Origin of the sequence: Runella rosea, from assembly GCF_003325355.1 — a bacterium.
Classification (GTDB): domain Bacteria; phylum Bacteroidota; class Bacteroidia; order Cytophagales; family Spirosomataceae; genus Runella; species Runella rosea.
Map to the genome: position 1 here is coordinate 1,192,201 of NZ_CP030850.1, position 20,551 is coordinate 1,212,751.

The 20,551-nt window shown below is 45.3% G+C and carries 17 protein-coding genes; 11 read left to right on the top strand and 6 right to left on the bottom strand.

Features of this window, described 5'->3' with window-relative positions; translation table 11 throughout:
• The first annotated feature begins 61 nt into the window (after positions 1-61).
• On the top strand, positions 62-1,315 hold the full coding sequence (locus tag DR864_RS05155; RefSeq protein ID WP_114065950.1) for an MFS transporter: 1,254 nt from the start codon (positions 62-64) through the stop codon (positions 1,313-1,315).
• Positions 1,316-1,468: 153 nt separating this feature from the next.
• The gene (locus tag DR864_RS05160; RefSeq protein WP_114065951.1) at positions 1,469-1,912 is read left to right on the top strand and encodes an OsmC family protein; all 444 of its coding nucleotides are present in this window, start codon (positions 1,469-1,471) and stop codon (positions 1,910-1,912) included.
• 219 nt (positions 1,913-2,131) lie between these two features.
• Here DR864_RS05160 and DR864_RS05165 read toward each other — a convergent pair whose 3' ends face one another.
• From DR864_RS05165 to DR864_RS05180, 4 genes are read right to left on the bottom strand one after another with little or no spacing between them, the layout of a single operon-like run.
• Positions 2,132-3,505 (bottom strand): FAD-binding oxidoreductase, encoded by a 1,374-nt coding sequence (locus DR864_RS05165; protein WP_229599523.1) that lies wholly within the window; start codon positions 3,503-3,505, stop codon positions 2,132-2,134.
• Positions 3,506-3,524: 19 nt separating this feature from the next.
• Entirely contained in the window at positions 3,525-3,830 is a 306-nt protein-coding gene (locus tag DR864_RS05170) for a phosphoribosylpyrophosphate synthetase (protein ID WP_114065953.1), read from the bottom strand.
• Positions 3,831-3,842: 12 nt separating this feature from the next.
• Positions 3,843-4,115, bottom strand: a complete 273-nt coding sequence (locus tag DR864_RS05175) for a GNAT family N-acetyltransferase (RefSeq protein ID WP_114065954.1) — start codon at positions 4,113-4,115, stop codon at positions 3,843-3,845.
• A 9-nt stretch (positions 4,116-4,124) separates the two neighbouring features.
• Positions 4,125-5,393 (bottom strand): metallophosphoesterase, encoded by a 1,269-nt coding sequence (locus tag DR864_RS05180; protein ID WP_114065955.1) that lies wholly within the window; start codon positions 5,391-5,393, stop codon positions 4,125-4,127.
• Between the two features lie 135 nt (positions 5,394-5,528).
• Here DR864_RS05180 and DR864_RS05185 point away from each other — a divergent pair, with 135 nt between their 5' ends.
• The 6 genes from DR864_RS05185 (at position 5,529) to DR864_RS05210 (ending at position 12,122) form a co-directional block, all read left to right on the top strand.
• Positions 5,529-5,945 carry a molybdenum cofactor biosynthesis protein MoaE gene (locus DR864_RS05185; RefSeq protein WP_114065956.1) on the top strand — a complete coding sequence of 139 codons (417 nt, stop codon included), beginning with the start codon at positions 5,529-5,531 and terminating at the stop codon, positions 5,943-5,945.
• Positions 5,946-6,006: 61 nt separating this feature from the next.
• Complete coding sequence (fdhD, locus tag DR864_RS05190) at positions 6,007-6,843, top strand: formate dehydrogenase accessory sulfurtransferase FdhD (protein WP_114065957.1); 837 nt, start codon at positions 6,007-6,009, stop codon at positions 6,841-6,843.
• Between the two features lie 137 nt (positions 6,844-6,980).
• Positions 6,981-9,374 carry a TonB-dependent receptor gene (locus tag DR864_RS05195; protein ID WP_114065958.1) on the top strand — a complete coding sequence of 798 codons (2,394 nt, stop codon included), beginning with the start codon at positions 6,981-6,983 and terminating at the stop codon, positions 9,372-9,374.
• A 57-nt stretch (positions 9,375-9,431) separates the two neighbouring features.
• On the top strand, positions 9,432-10,322 hold the full coding sequence (locus tag DR864_RS05200; RefSeq protein WP_162793558.1) for an SDR family oxidoreductase: 891 nt from the start codon (positions 9,432-9,434) through the stop codon (positions 10,320-10,322).
• Between the two features lie 16 nt (positions 10,323-10,338).
• Positions 10,339-11,358, top strand: a complete 1,020-nt coding sequence (locus tag DR864_RS05205; protein ID WP_114065960.1) for a sensor histidine kinase — start codon at positions 10,339-10,341, stop codon at positions 11,356-11,358.
• The gene (locus tag DR864_RS05210) at positions 11,355-12,122 is read left to right on the top strand and encodes a LytR/AlgR family response regulator transcription factor (protein WP_114065961.1); all 768 of its coding nucleotides are present in this window, start codon (positions 11,355-11,357) and stop codon (positions 12,120-12,122) included. Before DR864_RS05205 ends, DR864_RS05210 begins: the two co-directional genes overlap by 4 nt.
• A gap of 11 nt (positions 12,123-12,133) precedes the next feature.
• On the opposite strand, the gene DR864_RS05215 is transcribed toward DR864_RS05210, so the two are convergent.
• The gene (locus tag DR864_RS05215; protein WP_114065962.1) at positions 12,134-12,673 is read right to left on the bottom strand and encodes a helix-turn-helix domain-containing protein; all 540 of its coding nucleotides are present in this window, start codon (positions 12,671-12,673) and stop codon (positions 12,134-12,136) included.
• 400 nt (positions 12,674-13,073) lie between these two features.
• Here DR864_RS05215 and DR864_RS05220 point away from each other — a divergent pair, with 400 nt between their 5' ends.
• Together DR864_RS05220 and DR864_RS05225 are read left to right on the top strand one after the other, a co-directional pair.
• The gene (locus DR864_RS05220; protein WP_114065963.1) at positions 13,074-13,778 is read left to right on the top strand and encodes a LytR/AlgR family response regulator transcription factor; all 705 of its coding nucleotides are present in this window, start codon (positions 13,074-13,076) and stop codon (positions 13,776-13,778) included.
• Positions 13,779-14,102: 324 nt separating this feature from the next.
• Positions 14,103-19,103: an SdrD B-like domain-containing protein gene (locus DR864_RS05225; RefSeq protein WP_162793559.1), complete on the top strand. Its 5,001-nt coding sequence runs from the start codon at positions 14,103-14,105 to the stop codon at positions 19,101-19,103.
• A gap of 89 nt (positions 19,104-19,192) precedes the next feature.
• Here the strand turns inward: DR864_RS05225 and DR864_RS05230 are convergent, their stop codons facing one another.
• Entirely contained in the window at positions 19,193-19,891 is a 699-nt protein-coding gene (locus DR864_RS05230; RefSeq protein WP_162793560.1) for a hypothetical protein, read from the bottom strand.
• Positions 19,892-20,239: 348 nt separating this feature from the next.
• Between DR864_RS05230 and DR864_RS05235 the strand changes: the two genes are divergently transcribed.
• A complete protein-coding gene (locus tag DR864_RS05235) occupies positions 20,240-20,530 on the top strand; it encodes a co-chaperone GroES (RefSeq protein ID WP_114065966.1) in 291 nt (96 codons plus the stop codon).
• Positions 20,531-20,551 lie beyond the last annotated feature (21 nt).

Consider the following 20,551-nt stretch of genomic DNA (forward strand, 5'->3'; position numbering starts at 1 on the left):
TTGAATGCCCCTATTATTTAAAAACAGCCATTGAATATTACTCGTTTTTTAAAAAACACCCATGAAGCAAGCAAACGTTACCCCATTCTCCTCCTACCAAAAATCGGTCATTGCCTTGTTGGCCATTACCCAATTTACGATTGTTCTTGATTTTATGGTCATGTCACCCTTGGGTGATTTGCTTATGAAATCGTTGGTAATCACTCCTTCACAGTTTGGTTTGGTCGTCTCAAGTTATGCCTTCAGCGCAGGAATTTCGGGACTGCTGACGGCAGGCTTTGCCGATAAATTTGACCGCAAACGACTGCTGTTGTTTTTTTACATCGGCTTTATCATCGGTACGCTTTTTTGTGGTTTGGCCCCCACGTACGAAGCCCTCGTGGCAGCGCGTATTTTCACGGGGATTTTTGGTGGGGTCATCGGCTCCATCAGCATGGCCATCATTACCGACATATTTTCGCTCGAACAGCGCGGTCGGGTGATGGGATTCGTCCAGATGGGTTTTGGCGCCAGTCAAGTATTGGGCATTCCCATCAGCCTGTATTTAGCCACGCTTTGGGGCTGGCAATCGCCATTTTTGTTGATTGTCGGGTTCAGCACCGTTTTGGCCCTCATTATCATGCAGGTGTTAAAGCCCATTACCCAGCACCTCGAGCTCAAAACCGAGCGTAAGGCGCTTGCGCACTTAATTCACACCATTACCCAAAAGCATTATCAAACGGCATTTTTAGCCACGGCGCTGCTTTCCATCGGTGGGTTTATGATGATGCCATTCGGAAGCGCGTATGCCGTCAATAATCTGGAGGTTAGCCAACAGCAACTGCCCATTATTTTTATGGTTTCGGGCATCAGTTCGCTCATTGTTATGCCCATGATTGGGCGTTTGAGCGATAGAATCGAAAAATTTAATCTTTTCGCGTTTGCCTCCGTTTGGATGGTCGTGATGGTGCTGATTTACACCAATCTACCCGTAGTTCCGTTGTGGGTAATTATTATTTTCAACGTATTGATGATGATGGGAATCATGAGCCGGATGGTACCCGCCACCACGCTCACCAGCGCCATACCAAAGATGCAAGACCGGGGCGCGTTTATGAGCATCAACTCTTCACTGCAACAAATTGCGGGTGGAATCGCCTCGTTTGTGGCGGGCCTGATTGTGGTCCAAAAAGACAATTTTAGTCCGCTGCAAAACTACGATGTGTTAGGAATTGTGGTATCTGTTGTTTCTCTTTCTTGCATTTATATGGTTTATCGGGTAAACAAATTGGCCAAGAAGACCGCGGCCTCAGCACCCAAAGAGCAACCCGTCTAAGGCGATTTTTACTTCAAACAATGTACTATTACATTTTTTGGCGTCGAAGGTTCGATTTTTAATGACAAAAGGGAAATAATTTTGTAGAATTGCGGTTACCAATCTGGTCAACATTTTTTAAACAACCCAATAATCACTATTCTCATCAAAACCATGGCAGCAATCAAAAGAATTTCTAATGCCGTTTGGAAAGGTACCGGTCTGGAAGGCAGCGGAACCCTTAGCTCAACAAGTGGCGTTTTGAACGAAACTCCTTATTCATTTGCGGCCCGCTTTGTAAGCGAAGACGGCAAAGCAGGCACCAACCCTGAAGAACTCATCGGTGCTGCCCACGCGGGTTGCTTTTCAATGGCCCTCAGCTTTCAATTGACGGGGGCTGGCTTCCCTCCCACTCAATTGGCGACTAAAGCCACCGTTGAAATGGAAAAAGGCGATGCTGGTTTTCGGGTGTCGGCCATCAAACTTGCCGTAGAAGGAACCGTTCCAGGCATATCTGAAGAAAAGTTCCTTGAATTGGCGGGCGTTGCCAAAGCCAACTGTCCTATTTCACAGGCGTTAGCGGCGGTGCCCATCAGCTTAGACGCTAAGTTGGTGTAATTTCAAAGTATTGAATCCACAAAAAGGGTGGTCTCAGAATTTTGAGGCCACCCTTTTTTATCAAAATGAGGGGATTCTAAACGTTTTTTATTGTTTTGGCATTTCAGAAAACGAGGTTACTCACAACTTCCAAGCAGTTTTCTTAAAACCTGCTTAACGCGTTCCTACAGTTTCTAAAATCCTCAAGAACAATAATATTGGGCAATGAAAATTCCCCAATTAAATCTCTGGCAATAACTTTCCTGGATTCATTAGATTTTGGGGGTCGATGGCGTGCTTGATGGCCCGCATCATGTCGAGTGAGGAGCCATGTTCAAGGGCCATGTATTGTAATTTTCCCACGCCGATTCCATGCTCACCAGTGCAGGTGCCACCCATCGCCAAGGCACGACGTACTAAGCGCTCATTCAGGGCTTTGGCCCGCTCAAACTCTTCTTTGTATTCGGGATTTATAAGAATCGTGAGGTGAAAATTACCATCGCCCACGTGCCCAAGAATGGGGGCCATGATACCCATTTTTTCAATGTCCAATTGGGTATCTACGATGCACTTTGCGAGTTGAGAAATGGGCACGCATACGTCCGTCGACATCAGTTTTGCGCCAGGCCGCAACGCCATGGCAGAGGGAGCCGCGTCGGTTCGGGCGCGCCACAATCGCTTGCGTCGGGCTTCGTCTTTTTCCCACACAAAGCCCGCGGCCCCAAAAGAATGGGCGTATACTTCCACTTTTAGGATTTGGGCTTCTACTTCCGCCACCGCGCCGTGAAACTCCAAAAACAGCGTCGGAACTTCCTCATAGTCAAGCGATGAATACCGATTAATGGCCCGCATCATGGCGGCATCTAGCAGTTCAATTTTGGCAATGGGCACACCTTTCTGGATCGTTTTGATGGCCGTGGCTACCGCCGCTTCGACCGTCGGGAATGCACAAACCGCCGCGTAGATGGTCTCGGGCTCGCTGTGCAGTTTTAAAGTAAGCTCCGTAATGACACCCAACGTCCCTTCAGCCCCGACTAAAAGACGCGTCAAATCGTAGCCCGCCGACGATTTTTTTGCTTTACTGCCCGTTTTAATGATTTTACCATCGGGAAGCACGGCCGTTAGCGCCAATACGTTGTCTTTCATGGTTCCGTAGCGAACCGCATTGGTGCCCGACGCCCGCGTGCTTGCCATTCCACCCAAGGTCGCGTTTACCCCCGGACCAATGGGGAAAAAGAAGCCTGTACCTTCGAGCAACTCGTCCAGTTGATTACGCGTTACACCCGCCTGCACCATCACATACATATCGTCTTTATTGACTTCCAGCACTTGGTTCATTTCCCGCAGGTCGATGCAGATACCTCCTCTCAACGCCAAAACGTGGCCCTCAATGGAAGTTCCCGCACCAAACGGAATAATCGGAACGCCATACTTAGCACAAATGCTCACAATACCAGATACTTCTTCGGTGGTATTTGGAAACACTACGGCATCTGGCGGCATACATTCATGGTAGCTGTATCCAGCACCGTGCGCTTCCAGAACGTCCGCATTGACGCTGATTCGCTCGCCGAGATGCGCGGTAAGTTCTTGAAAAAAAGGAGGGTTATTCACGTAAAAAAATTGAAAAGAATTATTTATCAAACTGAAGCTTTGCCAATAAATCATTGGTAACGCCTTCGGTATACATGCCATAACCGCTCACCAAGAGCCCTTTGATTTGATGATTTTCGGACGATATGGCGTACAAAACCGCCTCATCGGCGGGGTCGGTGGGGCCTTCGAATCGAAAAAACTCATCAATTTTAAACTCATCGGCAAACACTTTAAATTTCCCTTCACGACATTCCAGGCAATCTTCTCTCAGGTTAAAATCTTCTACATAGCCTTCTTGACGAAGGGCCTCCATGGTCTCAGAAAGTGTATCGTAGGCTTGCATGTTGAGTATGTTTTAAGGTTGCATTAAGTCTTGGTATTCAGGATGTTCCTGAATGTATTTCTTAAAAAAAGGGCAATAGATTTTTACAGGCCATTGTTCTTGTCTGATGGTATTAAGGACAAACACGGCCAATTGGGCCGCCAATCCCCTGCCACGCAATACGTGCGGAACGAAGGTATGAAGGATATAAATCGTTCCTTGTTTCCATTGGTACTCCACAAAGGCAACTTCTCCGTCAACTTCTGCTTCAAAACGATGCCGTTCAACGTTATTGATGATATTCATGCGTTTATTTTATGCTTTCACTAACTCTACGACCGTAATTTCGGGCAAGATACCCACCCGCCCAGGATAACCAATGTAGCCAAACCCGCGATTTACGTACAAATGTTGGTCGCCTTCAGTGTACAAACCGCCCCATTGCTTATAACGATATTGCACTGGACTCCACTGAAAACCACCGATTTCGACGCCAAACTGCATCCCGTGGGTATGACCCGCAAAGGCCACGTCAATGTCTTTATACGTTGGCGTCACCTGCCCATTCCAATGGCTTGGGTCGTGTGAAAGTAACAATTTTACGGGAAAATCTTCGGTATTTTCGTAGGCATTTTTAAGGTTGCCATATTTGGCAAAACCGCCCATTCCCCAGTTTTGAATCCCTAAAAGGCCGATTTGCTCATTACCAACTTTGATGGCGCGGTGCTCGTCCAAAAGCAAATCCCAGCCCATCAGGCGGTGGGCTTCCTTCAAGTCCTGGAGGTTTCGGTGCTTGGCTTCAGCGCTTGTCCATTGGTAATAATCACCATAATCGTGGTTTCCCAAGACCGAGAATGTCCCCAAGGGTGCTTTAATTTTCTTGAAAATATCAATGTAATCCTTCACTTCATCGGCGGTATTGTTGACCAAATCGCCAGTGAAGAAAAACAAATCGGGCTTCTCGCCCATTAGCATTTCAACGCCCCCTTTTACGGCTGTTTTATTGAAAAAACTGCCCGAGTGAATATCCGAAAGCTGACCAATTTTGATGCCTTCAAACGCCTTAGGAAGGTTTTTGACCGGAATCCGTACCCGACGAATACGGTAATCATGCGCCCCCGAAATAATGCCATAAGTAAAGCCCATTGCGGTTGTACCTGCCACAGCCAGTGCCGTTTTCATCAAAAACTCCGAACGTGGAATCGCATCGGCTTGGGGAGCCGAAGTTGGTGACTGAACGCTGGACGAACCGTTGGTAAAATAGCCCGTCACCCATTTTCCAAACCGAATGACATCGTCAATTAAAAGCACAAATAGGGCGAAGAATTTGGCGAAATAGGGAATCAATAAAGCGGTCCAGATGAATTGGCGCGTCATGCGACTGAGGGAATCGGGCGGAACCAGAAATTGGGTCACAATCCAAACCACTAAACTGATGGCAGGAATGGCCCAATAAATACCGTGAATGAGGCGGCGCGTATCGGCAGTACTGTCGCGGGTGAGGGTTCTGACAGCTTGGAAAACGTAGTAATCCAACAAAAAGAAAATGCCAATGGTGATAAGGATGGCTGGAAGTCGATTCATAATCAGTTAGAATGGGTTTCAGTTTGTAACAAAATACCTACCTAAAAAGTGTACGACGGAAGTAGATTTGTGGGAAACGGCAATTTTTTAGGATGAAGTCACTATTTTTGGCCATCATCTATTTTTTACCTCATTATGATTGATATTCAATTGTTAGATACAACATTATCAACCCAAACTTGTTTTGATTATGTTTTGTCCGACGAAGCGGGCGGAATTGTAACGTTTGTGGGCACCGTACGCAATCACACCAAAGGCAAACGTGTATTACGTTTGGAATTTGAAGCTTATGCCCCGATGGCGGTCAAAGAGATGCAAAAAATTGCAGAAGAGGCCGTTCGTCGTTGGCCAGTGTTAAAGATTTCCATTCACCACCGCATTGGCGTACTAGACATCGGCGAAATCCCCGTCGTCATTGCCGTTGCTTGCGCCCACCGAAACGCCGCTTTTGAAGCCTGCCAGTTTGCAATAGATACCCTCAAGGAAACCGTTCCTATCTGGAAAAAGGAGTTTTTTGAAGACGGAGAAGTCTGGGTAGCGGCGCATCCTTGAAATTGAAACGATCCAAACAGAAAAATAATAAACTACAAAATGTAAATGTAATCCCACACCCATGAGTACTAAAGATGTAATGATATGGCGGTCAAATCGCGCAGGCACCCATTATGTGGCCGACACCGTCGTGATGGAAGAGCCGTTGGAAATTCGCATCCGATTTCAAGATTCTGATGGTAAATGGGTCGAACGTCCGCTTTCGATTACCATGCGCACCCCTGGCGATGACCAAGCTTTGGCGGTGGGTTTTATGTTTACGGAAGGAATGTTACTGAAAAATCAGTTGGATAAAGTAACGATTGGACTCGAAAATACCGTCACCGTTCACTTTAAACCCGACGTGCGGCCTGAGTTGGAAAAACTCCAACGCAATTTTTACGCTACCTCCAGCTGCGGTGTTTGCGGAAAATCCTCACTTGATTCCTTGGGCTACACCTATGAGACCCTGCACTTAGCGGAAAATCTTTCGCCTTTGTCGCCCGAATTGATTGGGTCATTGCCCCAAAAGCTCACCGAATATCAGTCAATTTTTGACGAAACAGGGGGCATCCATGCGGCAGGGCTATTTGATTGGGAAGGGAATCTTATTCTTTCTGCCGAAGACGTGGGGCGGCACAATGCCGTGGACAAAATAGCAGGAAAAGCCCTGATGCAGCAATCCCTCCCTTTCAATCAGCACATTCTGATGCTGAGCGGTCGCGCTTGTTTTGAGCTATTACATAAGGCTTTGGCTCTAAATATCCCTGTGGTAGTGGCGGTAGGCGCCCCTTCTAGTTTGGCCATCGAAACCGCCGAGCGCTTTGGTCAAACCCTCATCGGTTTTGCGCGAGATGGGCGTTTTAATGTGTATTCGGGCATTCATCGGGTAGATGCGTTGGTGCTTCCCAAGAAGTAATTCCAGATAAAAACGCTTCCGTTTCACCCCCGTTTGATTTCTGCTTCACCCCCGTTTCCCTACGCTTCGCCCCCGTTTGGGTTTTGCAGCCGACTTGTTTGTGTGAATTTTGAAACGAAAACAACCACAAACAAGTCATGAAAACAACTATTCATTCTCTTTTGATGGCAGTCAGCCTATTAACAGCCCTTTTTTTCAATTACACTTCTCAAGCGCAGTCATCTGCCACACAAACCGTACGCGGCAAGATTACCGATGCGGCCTCAAAAGCCCCCGTAGTGGGCGCTACGGTGGTGGTGGTCGGAAGCACTCCCCTCAATGGTACCACCACCGATACCGACGGCAATTTTCGTTTGTCGGGCGTGTCTACGGGCCGAATTGCGCTGAAAATCACCTACATCGGGTACGAAGACATCTTCGCCAAAGACATCATCGTCAACGCGGGCAAAGAAGTCGTTTTGGATTTTCCCATGACCGAGAGTTTTACGAAACTCAACGAAGTAACCGTTAGCTATAAACGCAGCGAAGACAACAAAGTCGCCAACAACGAAATGGCTACCGTGAGTGCACGTCCGTTTAGTCCCGCTGAAACCCTCAAATACGCAGGTAGCCTCGGCGACCCCTCGCGTATGGCGGCCAATTTTGCGGGTGTAAGCGGTGCCAACGACGCCCGCAACGACATTGTGGTGCGCGGTAACTCCCCCGCCTCGCTGCTCTGGCGGCTCGACGGCGTCAATATTCCCAACCCCAACCACTTCGGTTCGTTGGGGACTTCAGGCGGGCCAGTTTCGATGTTGAATACCAATTTGTTGGCAAAATCTGATTTTCTAACAGGGGCATTTCCCGCAGAATATGCCAACGCGCTCGGCTCAGTCTTTGATTTACGACTACGCAAAGGCAACGACGAAAAGCACGAATTTCTCACCCAAATCGGCTTCAACGGCGTGGAAGTCGGCGCAGAGGGACCTTACAGCAAAAAATCAAAGGCTTCGTATTTGGTCAATTATCGTTACTCACTTTTTGGTTTAATGTCTAACATTGGGTTTGAAATAGCAGGAACCCCTTATTATCAAGACTTTACGTTCAAAACCGACATTCCCGTTGGGAAAAAAGGGAACCTAAGTTTTTGGACCATCGGCGGCAAAAGCAACGTCACGTTTTTGGGTAAAGATGTAGACACTGAAAAAGGCGATGCCTACGGCGACGAAAACAACAACACCCGCGTCAATTTCGAATCAGGCGTTGCGGCGCTGTCGTACGAGCACCGTTTTTCGGACAGAACCTACGGCAAAATCACGCTTTCGGGTTCGCGCTCCACCCAGAATTTCAAGGGTGATACTGTGCTTTATAAAACGGGCGTCAAAGAAGTTTTGCAAGAGATCCAGAACGAAGAAGCGCTGTTTACCAACGAAAAGCTTTCCATCAACGCATCCGTTAACCATAAAATCAACGCCAAAAGTAAACTGTCGGGCGGTATCATCGTCGATTTGAATCGCTTTGATTTGCTCAACCGAGCACTTTACCCAGCGGTAATTTCGCGAAGAAATACCCAAGGCGAGACCATGCTCTCGCAGGCATATATCCAGTGGAAACACCGTTTCAGCCAAAATCTAACATTAAATGCGGGTCTGACGGGTCTTCATTATGAACTGAACAACAAAAACGCCGTGGAGCCGCGTCTGGGTTTGAGTTATGTCCTAAATGAGCGCAGCACCCTGAATGTAGCCTACGGCCTACACAGCAACCTTCAACCGCTCCTGTTGTACTTTTACCAATCTCCCAACCCAAATGGGGGTTATAACCTATCCAACAAAGACTTAGGTTTTACGCGGAGCCATCATATTGTATTGGGATACGAACGAAATCTCACCGAAAATATTCGTTTAAAAGTAGAAACCTATTACCAATCATTGTTTGATGTGCCAGTGCAAAGTACGCCCGGCTTTTATTCGGTGTTGATAGAAGGGGCTGATTTTGCGCCCATTGACCAAGGCAATTTGGTCAACAAAGGCACTGGCCGTAACTACGGCGTCGAAATTACCCTCGAAAAATATTTTTCCAACAATTATTATTTCTTGTTGACGGGGTCGGTGTTTGATTCAAAATACAAAGGCAGCGACGGTATCGAGCGCAATACCCCTTTCAACGGCCATTATGTATTGAATGCGCTTGCTGGAAAGGAGATTCCGTTGGGTCAAAACAGTTCGATAAGCATCAATTGGAAACTCACCACCGCCGGAGGGCGCTACATTCGCCCCATCAACTTAGGCGCTTCTGCCGACGCCCAAACGACCGTTTATGATGATGAGCGCGCGTTTTTACAACAACAAAACGGCTACTTCCGTACCGACCTTAAAATTGGCTACAAACTCAACCGTAAGCACGCTACGCACGAGATTGCGATTGATTTACAGAACTTTACCAATAGTCAAAACATATTTCAACAGGCCTATAATCCCCGTACCAATCAGATTGGGACGGCCTATCAGCAAGGCTTTCTACCGATTCCGTTTTATCGTTTGACATTCTAATTTTAAACTAGCCATTCCAAGCATTGTAGTCTTGGAATGGCTACCAATCATACAACCATGAGCGCTAAAAAAACAATTGCCATCGTCGGCGCCACGGGGCGCTTGGCACAACCCGTGATTAGACAACTGCTGTGGCACGGCTACCAAGTACGGGCCGTTGTGAGAAGTATTGAAAAAGCAAATAAAATGCTACCTGATTTGGTCGTATTGGTGCAAGGCGATGTTGCGGACTCAAGCAGTCTTATGCAGGCTTTTAAAGGAGTTGATTACGTCTACATCAACCTTAGTGCCGATGAAGTGCAGCCCAACCAAGCGTTTTATGCCGAGCGAGAAGGCATTCAAAACATCGTAAAAGCCTGTCAACTCAATGGTATTCAGCATATTCTCAAAATCAGCGCTTTGGGAGCATATCCGTTTATTGAGCAGCACAAAGATATTTTACAGAATAAAATTAGGCGGCAGGGGCATCGTTTTATTGAGCAATCAAATATTCCATTCACTATTTTTCATCCAACGTGGTTTTTGGATAGCCTATTTTGGGCCATTAAAAAAAACAATTTTCAATGGATAGGCAAGCCCGTCGAATTCTACTGGATCAACTCCGAGGATTATGCCGTACAAGTCATTGAAGCCATCGGAAATCCACAAGCATTTGATACGCATTACGCCGTGCAAGGACCAGAAAAATTGAATTACAAACAGGTCTTTGAACGGCTAAAAACCTCCTACAACCCACAACTAAAAATGCAGGTACTGCCCCTTTGGATGGTCAAATTGATGGGAATTTTCTCGCCTAAAATGAGCCACTTGGCTGAGTTATTTGGTTTCTATGAACAAACCAACGAGGCTTTTTACGCGCAAAAAACCTGGGCAGACTTGGGCAAACCGCGTACTTCTCCCGAAGAATTCGCCCAGCAATTTGGGGAAGAGAAAAGTTTGTATCTTTGATAAAAAATAGCCGTTTATGGAAACTGTCGTACTCAACGACCGCAAAGCGAGGCTCATCGGTATCCCGCTGCTCAGCCTGATGATTCCCCTTGTCACCCACAGCGACGTGTTTTTAGCGGGGAATGTGAATGGAATATTTCATTGGCTCAGCACCTGCTTTCTCAACACTTTTTTGCTTTGGGAAGGCAATCGGTACATTTTTATTAAATCGCGGCAGTTTTTTCCACAATACAACCAAACTACCCAACGACTTGTCTATCAAACCCTTGCAAGTATCGCATATACGCTTTTGACTACCATTGTCGTCGATTATTTTTTTTGTAATCAATTACTTGGCTGGGAGGAGCGAGCACCGTTTTTAATCGGTTTCCGAATCAGCCTCATTCCCACCTTGGTAGTGACGCTCATCTACGAAAGCGTCTTTTTCTTTCAGGCCTGGCAGCAAAATGTAAAAAAAACGGAATCCCTCGCCCGCGAGAATGTTCAATCCCAGCTCGAAGCGCTCAAAAATCAGCTTGACCCCCATTTCCTTTTCAACAGCATGAATACCTTGGCCGCGCTTATCGATGACGAAAACGCCCCCGCCCAAAAATACCTTGACCAACTCTCGGATGTGTACAGGTATGTGCTGGTAAGCAGGGAAAGGTCAACCGTTACGCTGGAAGAGGAAATGGCTTTTTTGGATGCGTACATTTATCTCAACAAAACACGTTTTCGGGAAAATCTGATGGTAGAAGCGCAAGTTGACGAGGCCGCTTACCAAAAACAGGTTGCTCCGTTGAGTTTACAGATGTTGCTCGAAAACGCCATCAAGCACAACATCATTTCAAAAGAAAACCCACTCACTATTAAGATTTTACAGGAGAATGATTATCTAAGTATTGCCAACAATTTACAGGAGAAAAAAACATTTGAAAAATCAACCAAAGTAGGACTGCAGAACATCATCAACCGGTATCGTTTGCTCACCGACCAGCAGGTCGAGATTCATAAAAGTGAATGGAATTTTACGGTACGTATCCCCTTGCTTCCATGAAAGCCCTGATCATCGAAGACGAATATCCTGCCGCCGAGCGCCTTACCAAAATGATTCAAAAAACCGACAGCAATATTGAGGTGTTGGCAGTATTGGAAAGTATTGAAGCCGCCAAACGATGGTTTTCCAGCCATGAGGCGCCCGATTTGATTTTCTCCGACATTCAGCTCTCCGATGGTCTGAGTTTTGTAATATTTGACGAAATACCCATCAATAGCCCCATTATCTTCACCACCTCGTACGACGAATACGCCATAAAGGCCTTCAAAGTCAAGAGTATTGACTATTTGCTTAAACCCATAAAACCCCAGGAACTCAGCGCGGCCATTGAAAAATACCGCGCCCTCACGGGCGCAAACGCACGCCAAGACTACGGCCATAAAATTCAGTCCTTACTCGATATTCTTCCATCGGCGGGCCGAAAGTACAAAAACCGTTTTTTGGTCAAACAACACGAGCAATTTGTCCCCATTCACCGTCACGAAATCGCTTATTTTTTTACGGCCAACGAAATGGTTTGCTTGATTTGCAATGACAATCGGCAATTCCTGATCGATTATACCCTCGAAGAATTAGAAAAAATGCTCGACCCTAGTCATTTTTTCCGACTTAATCGGCAGTTTATTGCGGCCCTTTCGGCCGTCAAAAAAATTCACTCATACTTCAACGGAAAGCTCAAACTGGACCTTCATCCCGAGCCTTTGCACGAAATCGTCGTTAGCCGCGAGAAAGCCCCTTCCTTTAAAGAATGGATAGAAGGCTAGAGAAATTAATATCAGGCTTGACTTTTGCGGTACCGATAAGGCGTTATTCCATAAAATTTCTGAAATGTTTTATTGAACTTAGTAGGTTGAGTATAGCCAACATGCTGAGACACTGAACTTGCCGTTTGGCCTTCACGCAATAAGCCAGCGGCATATTCCATTTTATATTCCATATAAACCCGATAAAAAGGTTTACCAAAACATTTTTTAATGAGTTTATTAAATTGCAGGCTACTTATTCCAACCTCCTCTGCTATATCTTCTATTTTCGGAGGTATTTTTCCAACCCCTTCCACGATGTATTTGCGATAGACAAAATCAATAAGCCCCGACTCACTCATCGTCAACGGCTTATACAAAGTCTCATTACACAAATTCGGCAGAGAATCTACTGGCGTTTCTATCGGGAATGGAGGTGTTTCAATTCCAGAGAGTGTAAACGCAATTTGATTATGTAGAAGGAAAGGTAAAACTTTGTCTATATGAGTCACATTCAAGTAAATAGCTATTTGAAATGAATCCCCCATTTGATTATAGTTTTCTGCATTCATAGAATAAAAAATTATACTGATTATTGGATTAGCATTGGTACCTAAACTATTTTTAAATAGTCTATTAATTTAACAAGTCTGTAGGCAAAAATTGTACAATTATTGATTTTGACTAGAATCAGGATATAATCGGTCAGATAATGGTTATAAACTACCTCTAACGTATAAAGGAAAACGTCAACAACTCACCTATTTGTCTTTTTGGGATACAGTTTTTATCATTTTTACTGTGCATTTCTCGCCCAAGAATGTCTCAGTTCAAGCGTGAATAGTGCTATATACAGCCGTATACATCCCTCAATGTGCCGAATATATACAAATCAGTAAATTTTTCCCCCTAGTGGGGTTACGATAAGTATATTTTCTAGTCATATCACCTATACACACTAAATTTCTCGACGTGAGCATCCGAAATATACTCCTTATTAGCAATGACCCGATTTATGCATTGGAATTAGAAGAATTATTGTCAGGGCTAGGATATTTCATAGTAGCCCAATTCGATTCTTACCAAAAAGCCCTTGACTTTGTCAGCTTCCACAACGTCGAATTTGTGATTATAGATATTGCGTTAGACGGCCCTCAAAATGGATTGGAACTTACCGAATTAGCAGCTATTCAAAACCTGCCGATTATTTTACTGACCAACTATGACTCCTACGAAATATATAAAAGAGTGAGAGAATTGAAGCACCCTCTGTACTTGTACTTAGTAAAACCATTTCACATCCATACGCTCGACAGCAGCATCCAGCTGTTAGCAAAACATCCTATACAGGAGCCTCAATTCATCCGGGGAAATTCTCGGGGTGAATTAATTTCAATCAAAGACATCATCTACATTGAAGTTGAGCATACCTACACATTCATCCAAACTACAACGCGCCGGTATGCCTTCAAAAAATCATTAACTCAGCTCAAGTTACAACTCCCAATGAATCGTTTTCTGCAAATCCACCGCAGTTTTTTGGTCAACAAAAAATTCATTGATAGAATAGACCTCGAAAAAAATACCGTTGAAGCTGCCAGCTACACACTCCCCCTAAGTCGCCGTATGAAACATAATCTGCTGTCGAAAGACACAACTGGGCCCTCAATCAACTAAGATCCCTCAATCATTCAGAGGTTTTGGCCCAAAAATTGTTAAAGGTACGCTCGACCAAAGCGCATTCAATAGGCCTACTAAGAAAGAATCGCACTACTTATTAGGTGTACCTTTTACACCCATCATCCGACCACACCCACCCATTTCACCCTACTAGCCCTCCCCCCTTTGATTTAAGGAATAGTTGTTGTTCTATGTAGAAGACAAAGTATAGTATATGTCTCTACTCACCAATCAATCTTGTTCATGATGAAAAAATTTACCCTGCGATGTGACATTCAGCACGTTTTACTTAAGGCTTTGAAAATTTTAATACCCTCGACAATGAAATTATCCATTTTATCTTTTTCCAAAAACACAGCCTATTTCGCAATACTATTTTGCCTTTTTGTGGGTGTCGCCCAAAGCCAAGTTGTACTTACGCTTGACTACAAAGAAAAAAACAATCTGACCACCATTCAATCGGGAGATAAGTACACGCTTCAATTGGATTATTCGGTTTCCAGCACCACGGGAAATGCCTCTAATGTGAAGGCCGTTATCAATCTACCTGATAATATTTACACGGTGGGCGAGTTTGTGGGAACTACCCATGCCCCCGTGGCGAACTTTGTTTTTACCAATACGGTAGGTGCCAAAAAACTGACAATAAATTTTATTAACCCTGTGCCATCGGGCTCGACGGGCGTATTGGAGTTTATTGTCAGAACCAACAACCTGACCACGCCCAACAATACCCAGCTTTGCACCACGGCTGAGATCACAGATGGCACTGGCGCTACCTCTGGAGTCAAAAATCATTGCATGACTGTCACAGCCGTTCCCCGAATTTGTGCCCAAAAATTCTTGCTCAATGGTGGAGCCATCAACAACATCTCCACTTATCAGGTTCGTGTTTCTGCCAATGGGGGCGCTTACCCTGTGAATACTCCCTTGGGAACATTGCAGGCAACAAACATTACCATTACCGACACCCTACCCGCCAATGCTGAGTTTATCAGCGCCAAAGTATATAACGGTGCCAATGGAGCAGAGGTTGGAACTGGAACTTACTCCGCAGGGGTGGTGACGGCGAGCATACCTAATCTAACATTACGGCAATATAATAACGGCACTTGGGAAAGTTTTTTCTATAATTTAAATATACAGGTCAAATTCAATTCGCCTACTTTTCAGGCAAGCGACGTCGTAACCAATACCGCTACGGTAGCTTATACACCCTTTACAGGCACCTCCTCTGTGCTCAGTGATGGGGACAATGTGGGAGGATGTGTTACTGATTTAATAGAAACGACCACTTTGGCCGAGCCCGTTACCTCAGCCGTGTTGACAAAAACAGCGGGGTCGAATCCAAATGCCTATCCAGGTCAGCGGTTTTCTTATACATGGAGTTTTACAAATACAGGAAACACGCCTTTAGAAAATGTAGAAATCATAGAAACGATTCCCGCCAATATTACCATAGACCAAGATGCCGAATACAACGGCGTACGGGTACTTGAATGGGAGGATGTGGATCATATTGAATATCAAACCAATGTGTCGGGGAGTACTTGGGTTGTTTTAGCCGATGGTTCAGGAGTTCCTGACCTTCCCTCGGGGACTTTGTTTACAAAACTCAAGTTTGTCTTGAGAACTCCCTTTCCGCCTGGCGCCTCTCTGTCGCCCAATAACCACATCTTACACTTTAAAGCACTAACCGAAGTAACAACTACTGAAACCGTAACTAACTGCATGGAGTGGACCAGTACCACGGTAGGAATACCCAACCAAGCAGGGCGAACAACGTGTAATAGTTCTGTGAAATTATTACCAAGACCTACTACTTCCAAGGCGATATATAATGCTGGGCATCTCTCGAATTGTTCGCAAGTGATGGGTGGGACGGTAACTTTTACAGGATTGGTCATCGCTGATGTAGGGTATGCTGATGGCACCAATCCTGTCTGTGCTTTATTAATTCCAGCTGGATTTACTTATGTGCCAGGTTCAGAGACTTTTATTGCCAACAATTCGGGCATTACAACTCCTCCTACCCTAGAAATCATCCCTAATTATATAACTACAGGTGGGCTTCTGAGAGACTTGTATCGCTGGACATTTCCAAGCGGAACCATATTGCCCTACGGTGAAAGATTTTCTGTTAATGTTACGGTGAAAATTTCGCCTGCCGTTCCCCCTGGATCGTATAATGCCGATTTTATAGCGACCTTCTCCAATGCCTCTGTGAGCGAGCCTGATTATAATTTCGGAAATTTTGTGGATTCACAGGACTGGGATTTAGACGGAAATACCACCGAGCTCACAGGAAGGTCCAACACAAATTATGGACAATGTGACATCAATGTTGCCGCTTCTGCTTCAATGGAATCCATCAAATGGGTTAAGGGACAGCTTGATACGGATTACTCCCGTTATCCGGAATCCGGCAATACCGTTCGCGGGGGGAAAGCAGACTACCGTTTGGTGGTGAAAAATACGGGAAATGTACCCATGAAAAACATCGCCATTGTGGATATTATGCCTTTCATAGGCGATAAAGGAGTGATTGATCTCAGTTCCCGAAATACCGAATGGAGACCTAACTTGGCAGACACGATTACCGCTCCAGCAGGGATAACGGTCTTTTACAGCACCACTGGCAATCCGTGCAGGGATGAGATGAAAGCCGCTGCCGACCCTTCCCCTTTTCCCACAGGCTGTACCCCGCCCAATTGGAGTGACACTCCCCCTGTTGATATTACGACGGTACAATCCGTCAAATTGGATTTTGGCTCGCTGGTATTGGTCGGTGGCGATTCGCTGGAATTTACCTGGCCGATGCGGGCACCCGTTGATGCTCCGATCAACGGAGAGATTGCCTGGAACTCATTCGGCTTTGTGGCTACCCGTACCGATAACAACCAACCGTTATTAGCGGCCGAACCCATCAAAGTAGGCATAAAATTGGCAGCTCCTGCACCCGCTTATTATGGAGACTATGTTTGGTACGACACCAATCATGATGGTATTCAGGATACAGGAGAACAGGGAGTGGACGGGGTCAAAGTGATTCTTTATAAAGACAATGGAGACAACATCACCAACCCAGCAACTGATACCGAAATAGCCTTTACCATTACAGGCAATGGAGGAAAATACCTGTTTCCAAACCTAGAGCCTGGAAATTATTACGCCTTATTTTTTCCGCCGGCAGGCTATTTGGTGTCACCTCTGAATCAGGGAGGGGATGATGCAAAGGATTCGGATGGTACAGTTACTTCTTATCAGGGCGCTTCTGCTTATGTTACGTCGATTACGCAATTAGATGCTTTGGAGGAGGATTTGACTTGGGACTTGGGTATTTACTGTAATTTCACCCCGACGGCGTCTTCCAATTCACCGGTAACGATTGGAGATACACTTACTTTATTCGCAAGCGGCGGCAGCAGTTATAGCTGGACAGGTCCCAACGGTTTTACCTCAGCCATTGCCAATCCCACTAAATTAAATGTTACATTGGCTGATACGGGTATTTATAAAGTGACGGTTGCGGAAGGTGGTTGTTATGCCTCCTTGTTGGTAAATGTGCTTATCCAGAATTGCATCAAACCACTAGCCGCTGTTACCACCAAGAGTCAGACGATATGTGTAGGTGCTACTCCCACTGCATACACTGCGTCTCCAAGCACAGGTGTAGAGTATAAATGGTACGGGCCATTGGCAGATACGACGAGCAGTTTGCGTACAGCAATCAGCGGACAAACCACGTCCAGCTATACGCCAACAGGCGCAGCACTTACGATTGCGGGTACAAAATACTACGCCGTAGTGGTCAATACCACTGGTGATATAACTTGTGCCGATACAGCTTTTGTACAATTGGTTGTCAATGCCAAACCAAGTATCGCCGACGGTAGCGCCACCATCTGCGCGGGTGAATCCGTCAATTTAACGGCTCAGATTACGAATTACGCGATTTATTTGAACCCCGTCTGGACGGTAGCCACCGCTAACGGCACGACAGTAGCCACGCCCACGGTAGTGAAACCCACGGCTACAACGACCTATGTGTTGGTCGCTGAAAATGCCGCAGGTTGTAAAGACACCGCCAACGTAGTAGTCACCGTCACGCCTAAACCTAACGCGGGAGTTGATACTACGCTGGCATGTGGGGTTGCAGCTCCTTCAACGGTAGATTTAGTCGATGCCCTTGCCGGTCAGAAATGGAAAGTATTACAGGTACAACCAGGAACGACAGTAAGCATCACTACTCCTGCTGGGCTAGTGACTGGCATGACCGCTCCAGGACAGTATCAGTTCTTGCTCCAAAACCAAAGTGATTCACTTGTTTGTCGCGATACGGTCAATGTCATAGTGCCCGATTGCAACTGCCCAACAATCAATGTATTGACGCCTAATGCCACCGTATGCAAAGACAGTCTTTGGCCTACACTTAGTGTATCACTTACTGGAAGCAATACGGCAGGAGTAAGTGTACAATGGTTTGGACAAGCCATAGGAGGAACCCCCTTAAGCACAGGCTTGAGCTTTACACCTTCGGGAACGGCTATGGCTACCGATACATTCTACGTGGCATTGTCAGGTGCTCCTAGCAACTGTTCAGGTCTAGCTCGCATACCAGTGATAATAACGGTTAAAAACTGCATAGTTGAAGTAGACTTAGCATTGACAAAGGCAATCAACAAAAAAATCGCGCAGTTAGGCGATACATTAACGTACACAATCAAAGTCTTTAATCAGTCTTCGACGGGTGCCTCAGGAGTAGAAGTCACGGACTCCATCGCTACAACAGTTGAGTTCATTGCAGGAAGTTTTACCACTACCCGAGGAACAGCCAGCATCGTTGATAACGTCATTAAATGGAACATCGGAAACATAGCCGCTAACTCAGGTATCGACGGAGATACGGTTACACTGACCTACAAGATAAAAGTCACACAGACAGGTTTGCATTTCAACACCGCTGAAATCAGTAAAACCAACGAGAAAGACATCGACTCAACGCCAAACAACGGCCAAGATAGTGAAGATGATCTTGATCGACAGTGCTTTACGGTTCCATTACAATTGTGTACAAGCGAAAAAGTTCAGGCTAGTATTCCAGCCAATTACGCCAATGTACAATGGTTTAAAAATGGCAGTTCAACCCCGATTGCTAGCGGAAACGTGGTCTTGTTAAGCGAACCTGGCACTTATACCTTCACAGCCAACAATCATACTTGCCCAGCAGGCGGTTGTTGCCCAATCATCATTCAAGAAGGAAGTAATTGCTGCCCAGTACAAATTTGTGTACCCTTTACGGTAAAGAAACTGAAAAAATAAAGCTTCATTTACAAAACAATCCCGCAGGCAGTGCCTGCGGGGTTGTTTTATTTAAGGGTATTTAACAATCGCTATTTCACAGAATTTCGCTAAGCTACATATTTCACAATCAGCCGTTTGGCAATCGGCAACAATGTTTCCTGCACGGGATAGTCGGCGGGAGATTCGATAAGATACGTGGCAGGGTTTGGCAGCTCACGTCGTTTTTTGATGAGCGTCAGCTTGAGGTTTTCAAAGGTTGTTGAAATACTTTTGCGCACGGTTTCAAGATAGGTCGTTTGCACGCCTCTTTGTTCTCGGTGCTCAAAGAGGCGAATTTGATAGTGATAAATGTCCGTTTCATGGCGGCGGGCACGGTACAGAAAAAGATACCCTTCTTTCAAATGCAGGGGCACAATCCCCACGGGAGCAAACGTCAACTGGGCTTCAATATCGGCATATTGATTTCGCCCCTCTGTCAGCGTTTGCTGAAAAAGTGGCAGAGAATACTCCAAAATGCTGTCAATTTCGGAAAGCTGCTGGCTTTCTTGAAATTTTTCATACACAAATCGTTTTTTTTTGAAATCTACCCCAGTCACCTTTTTGGGAAAAGAAGCCACGATTTCACTTTTTGTATTTTTAAGTTGAGAGGCGATTTCGAAGTGGGTCTGGACATCAGGCAAATCAGGGAAGAGCCTCGCCTGACTAAAATTACCCTTAACATCCTGTAAATAAGCCAATAACAAGTACTTTTTATACTCAAAATCAATCCATCCGTCGGTAAGCCAATCTTTAGTCAAAGTTGCCATATACATTCTTTTTAGTATTGGTAAATCAATAACAAGTAGCAATGGTGAAATAAAAAGCCCTGAGAAGAGCGTATTTTTCTCAATACACGGCACTTCAATCCAGCTACTCTAATCGAAATTCAATTTAATAAAAAAACGAATACTGCCAAATAAACCACAACAAAAAGTTAAATACTGCCAATGATTATTCCGAACATGACAGACTTTGCCCTCAAAAACCCCAAAAAACTGCAAAAATGGCAGAGAATTGTACTAATTAGGTGCTGGCACAGAAAATGATACCTTTGCCCTCGAAAAACTTATTAATAAGTTCCATAAATTTTAAACCAATTAAAACCCCTGATAACTATGTCAGCAGTTGCAGAAAAAGTAAATGTTAAGCCGTTGGCAGATCGCGTGCTAGTACAAGCCGCCCCTGCCGAAGAAAAAACCGCTTTTGGTATCATTATCCCCGACACTGCAAAGGAGAAGCCCCAACGTGGTACGGTAGTAGCAGTAGGTCCAGGCAAAAAAGATGAGCCCCTTTCCGTTAAAGTAGGTGATACAATTCTTTACGGCAAATATGCAGGTACTGAAATTACCGTAGAAGGTCAAGAATACCTTATCATGCGCGAATCTGACATTTTTGCGATTATCTAAGTTAGACGTTAATAGTTATCT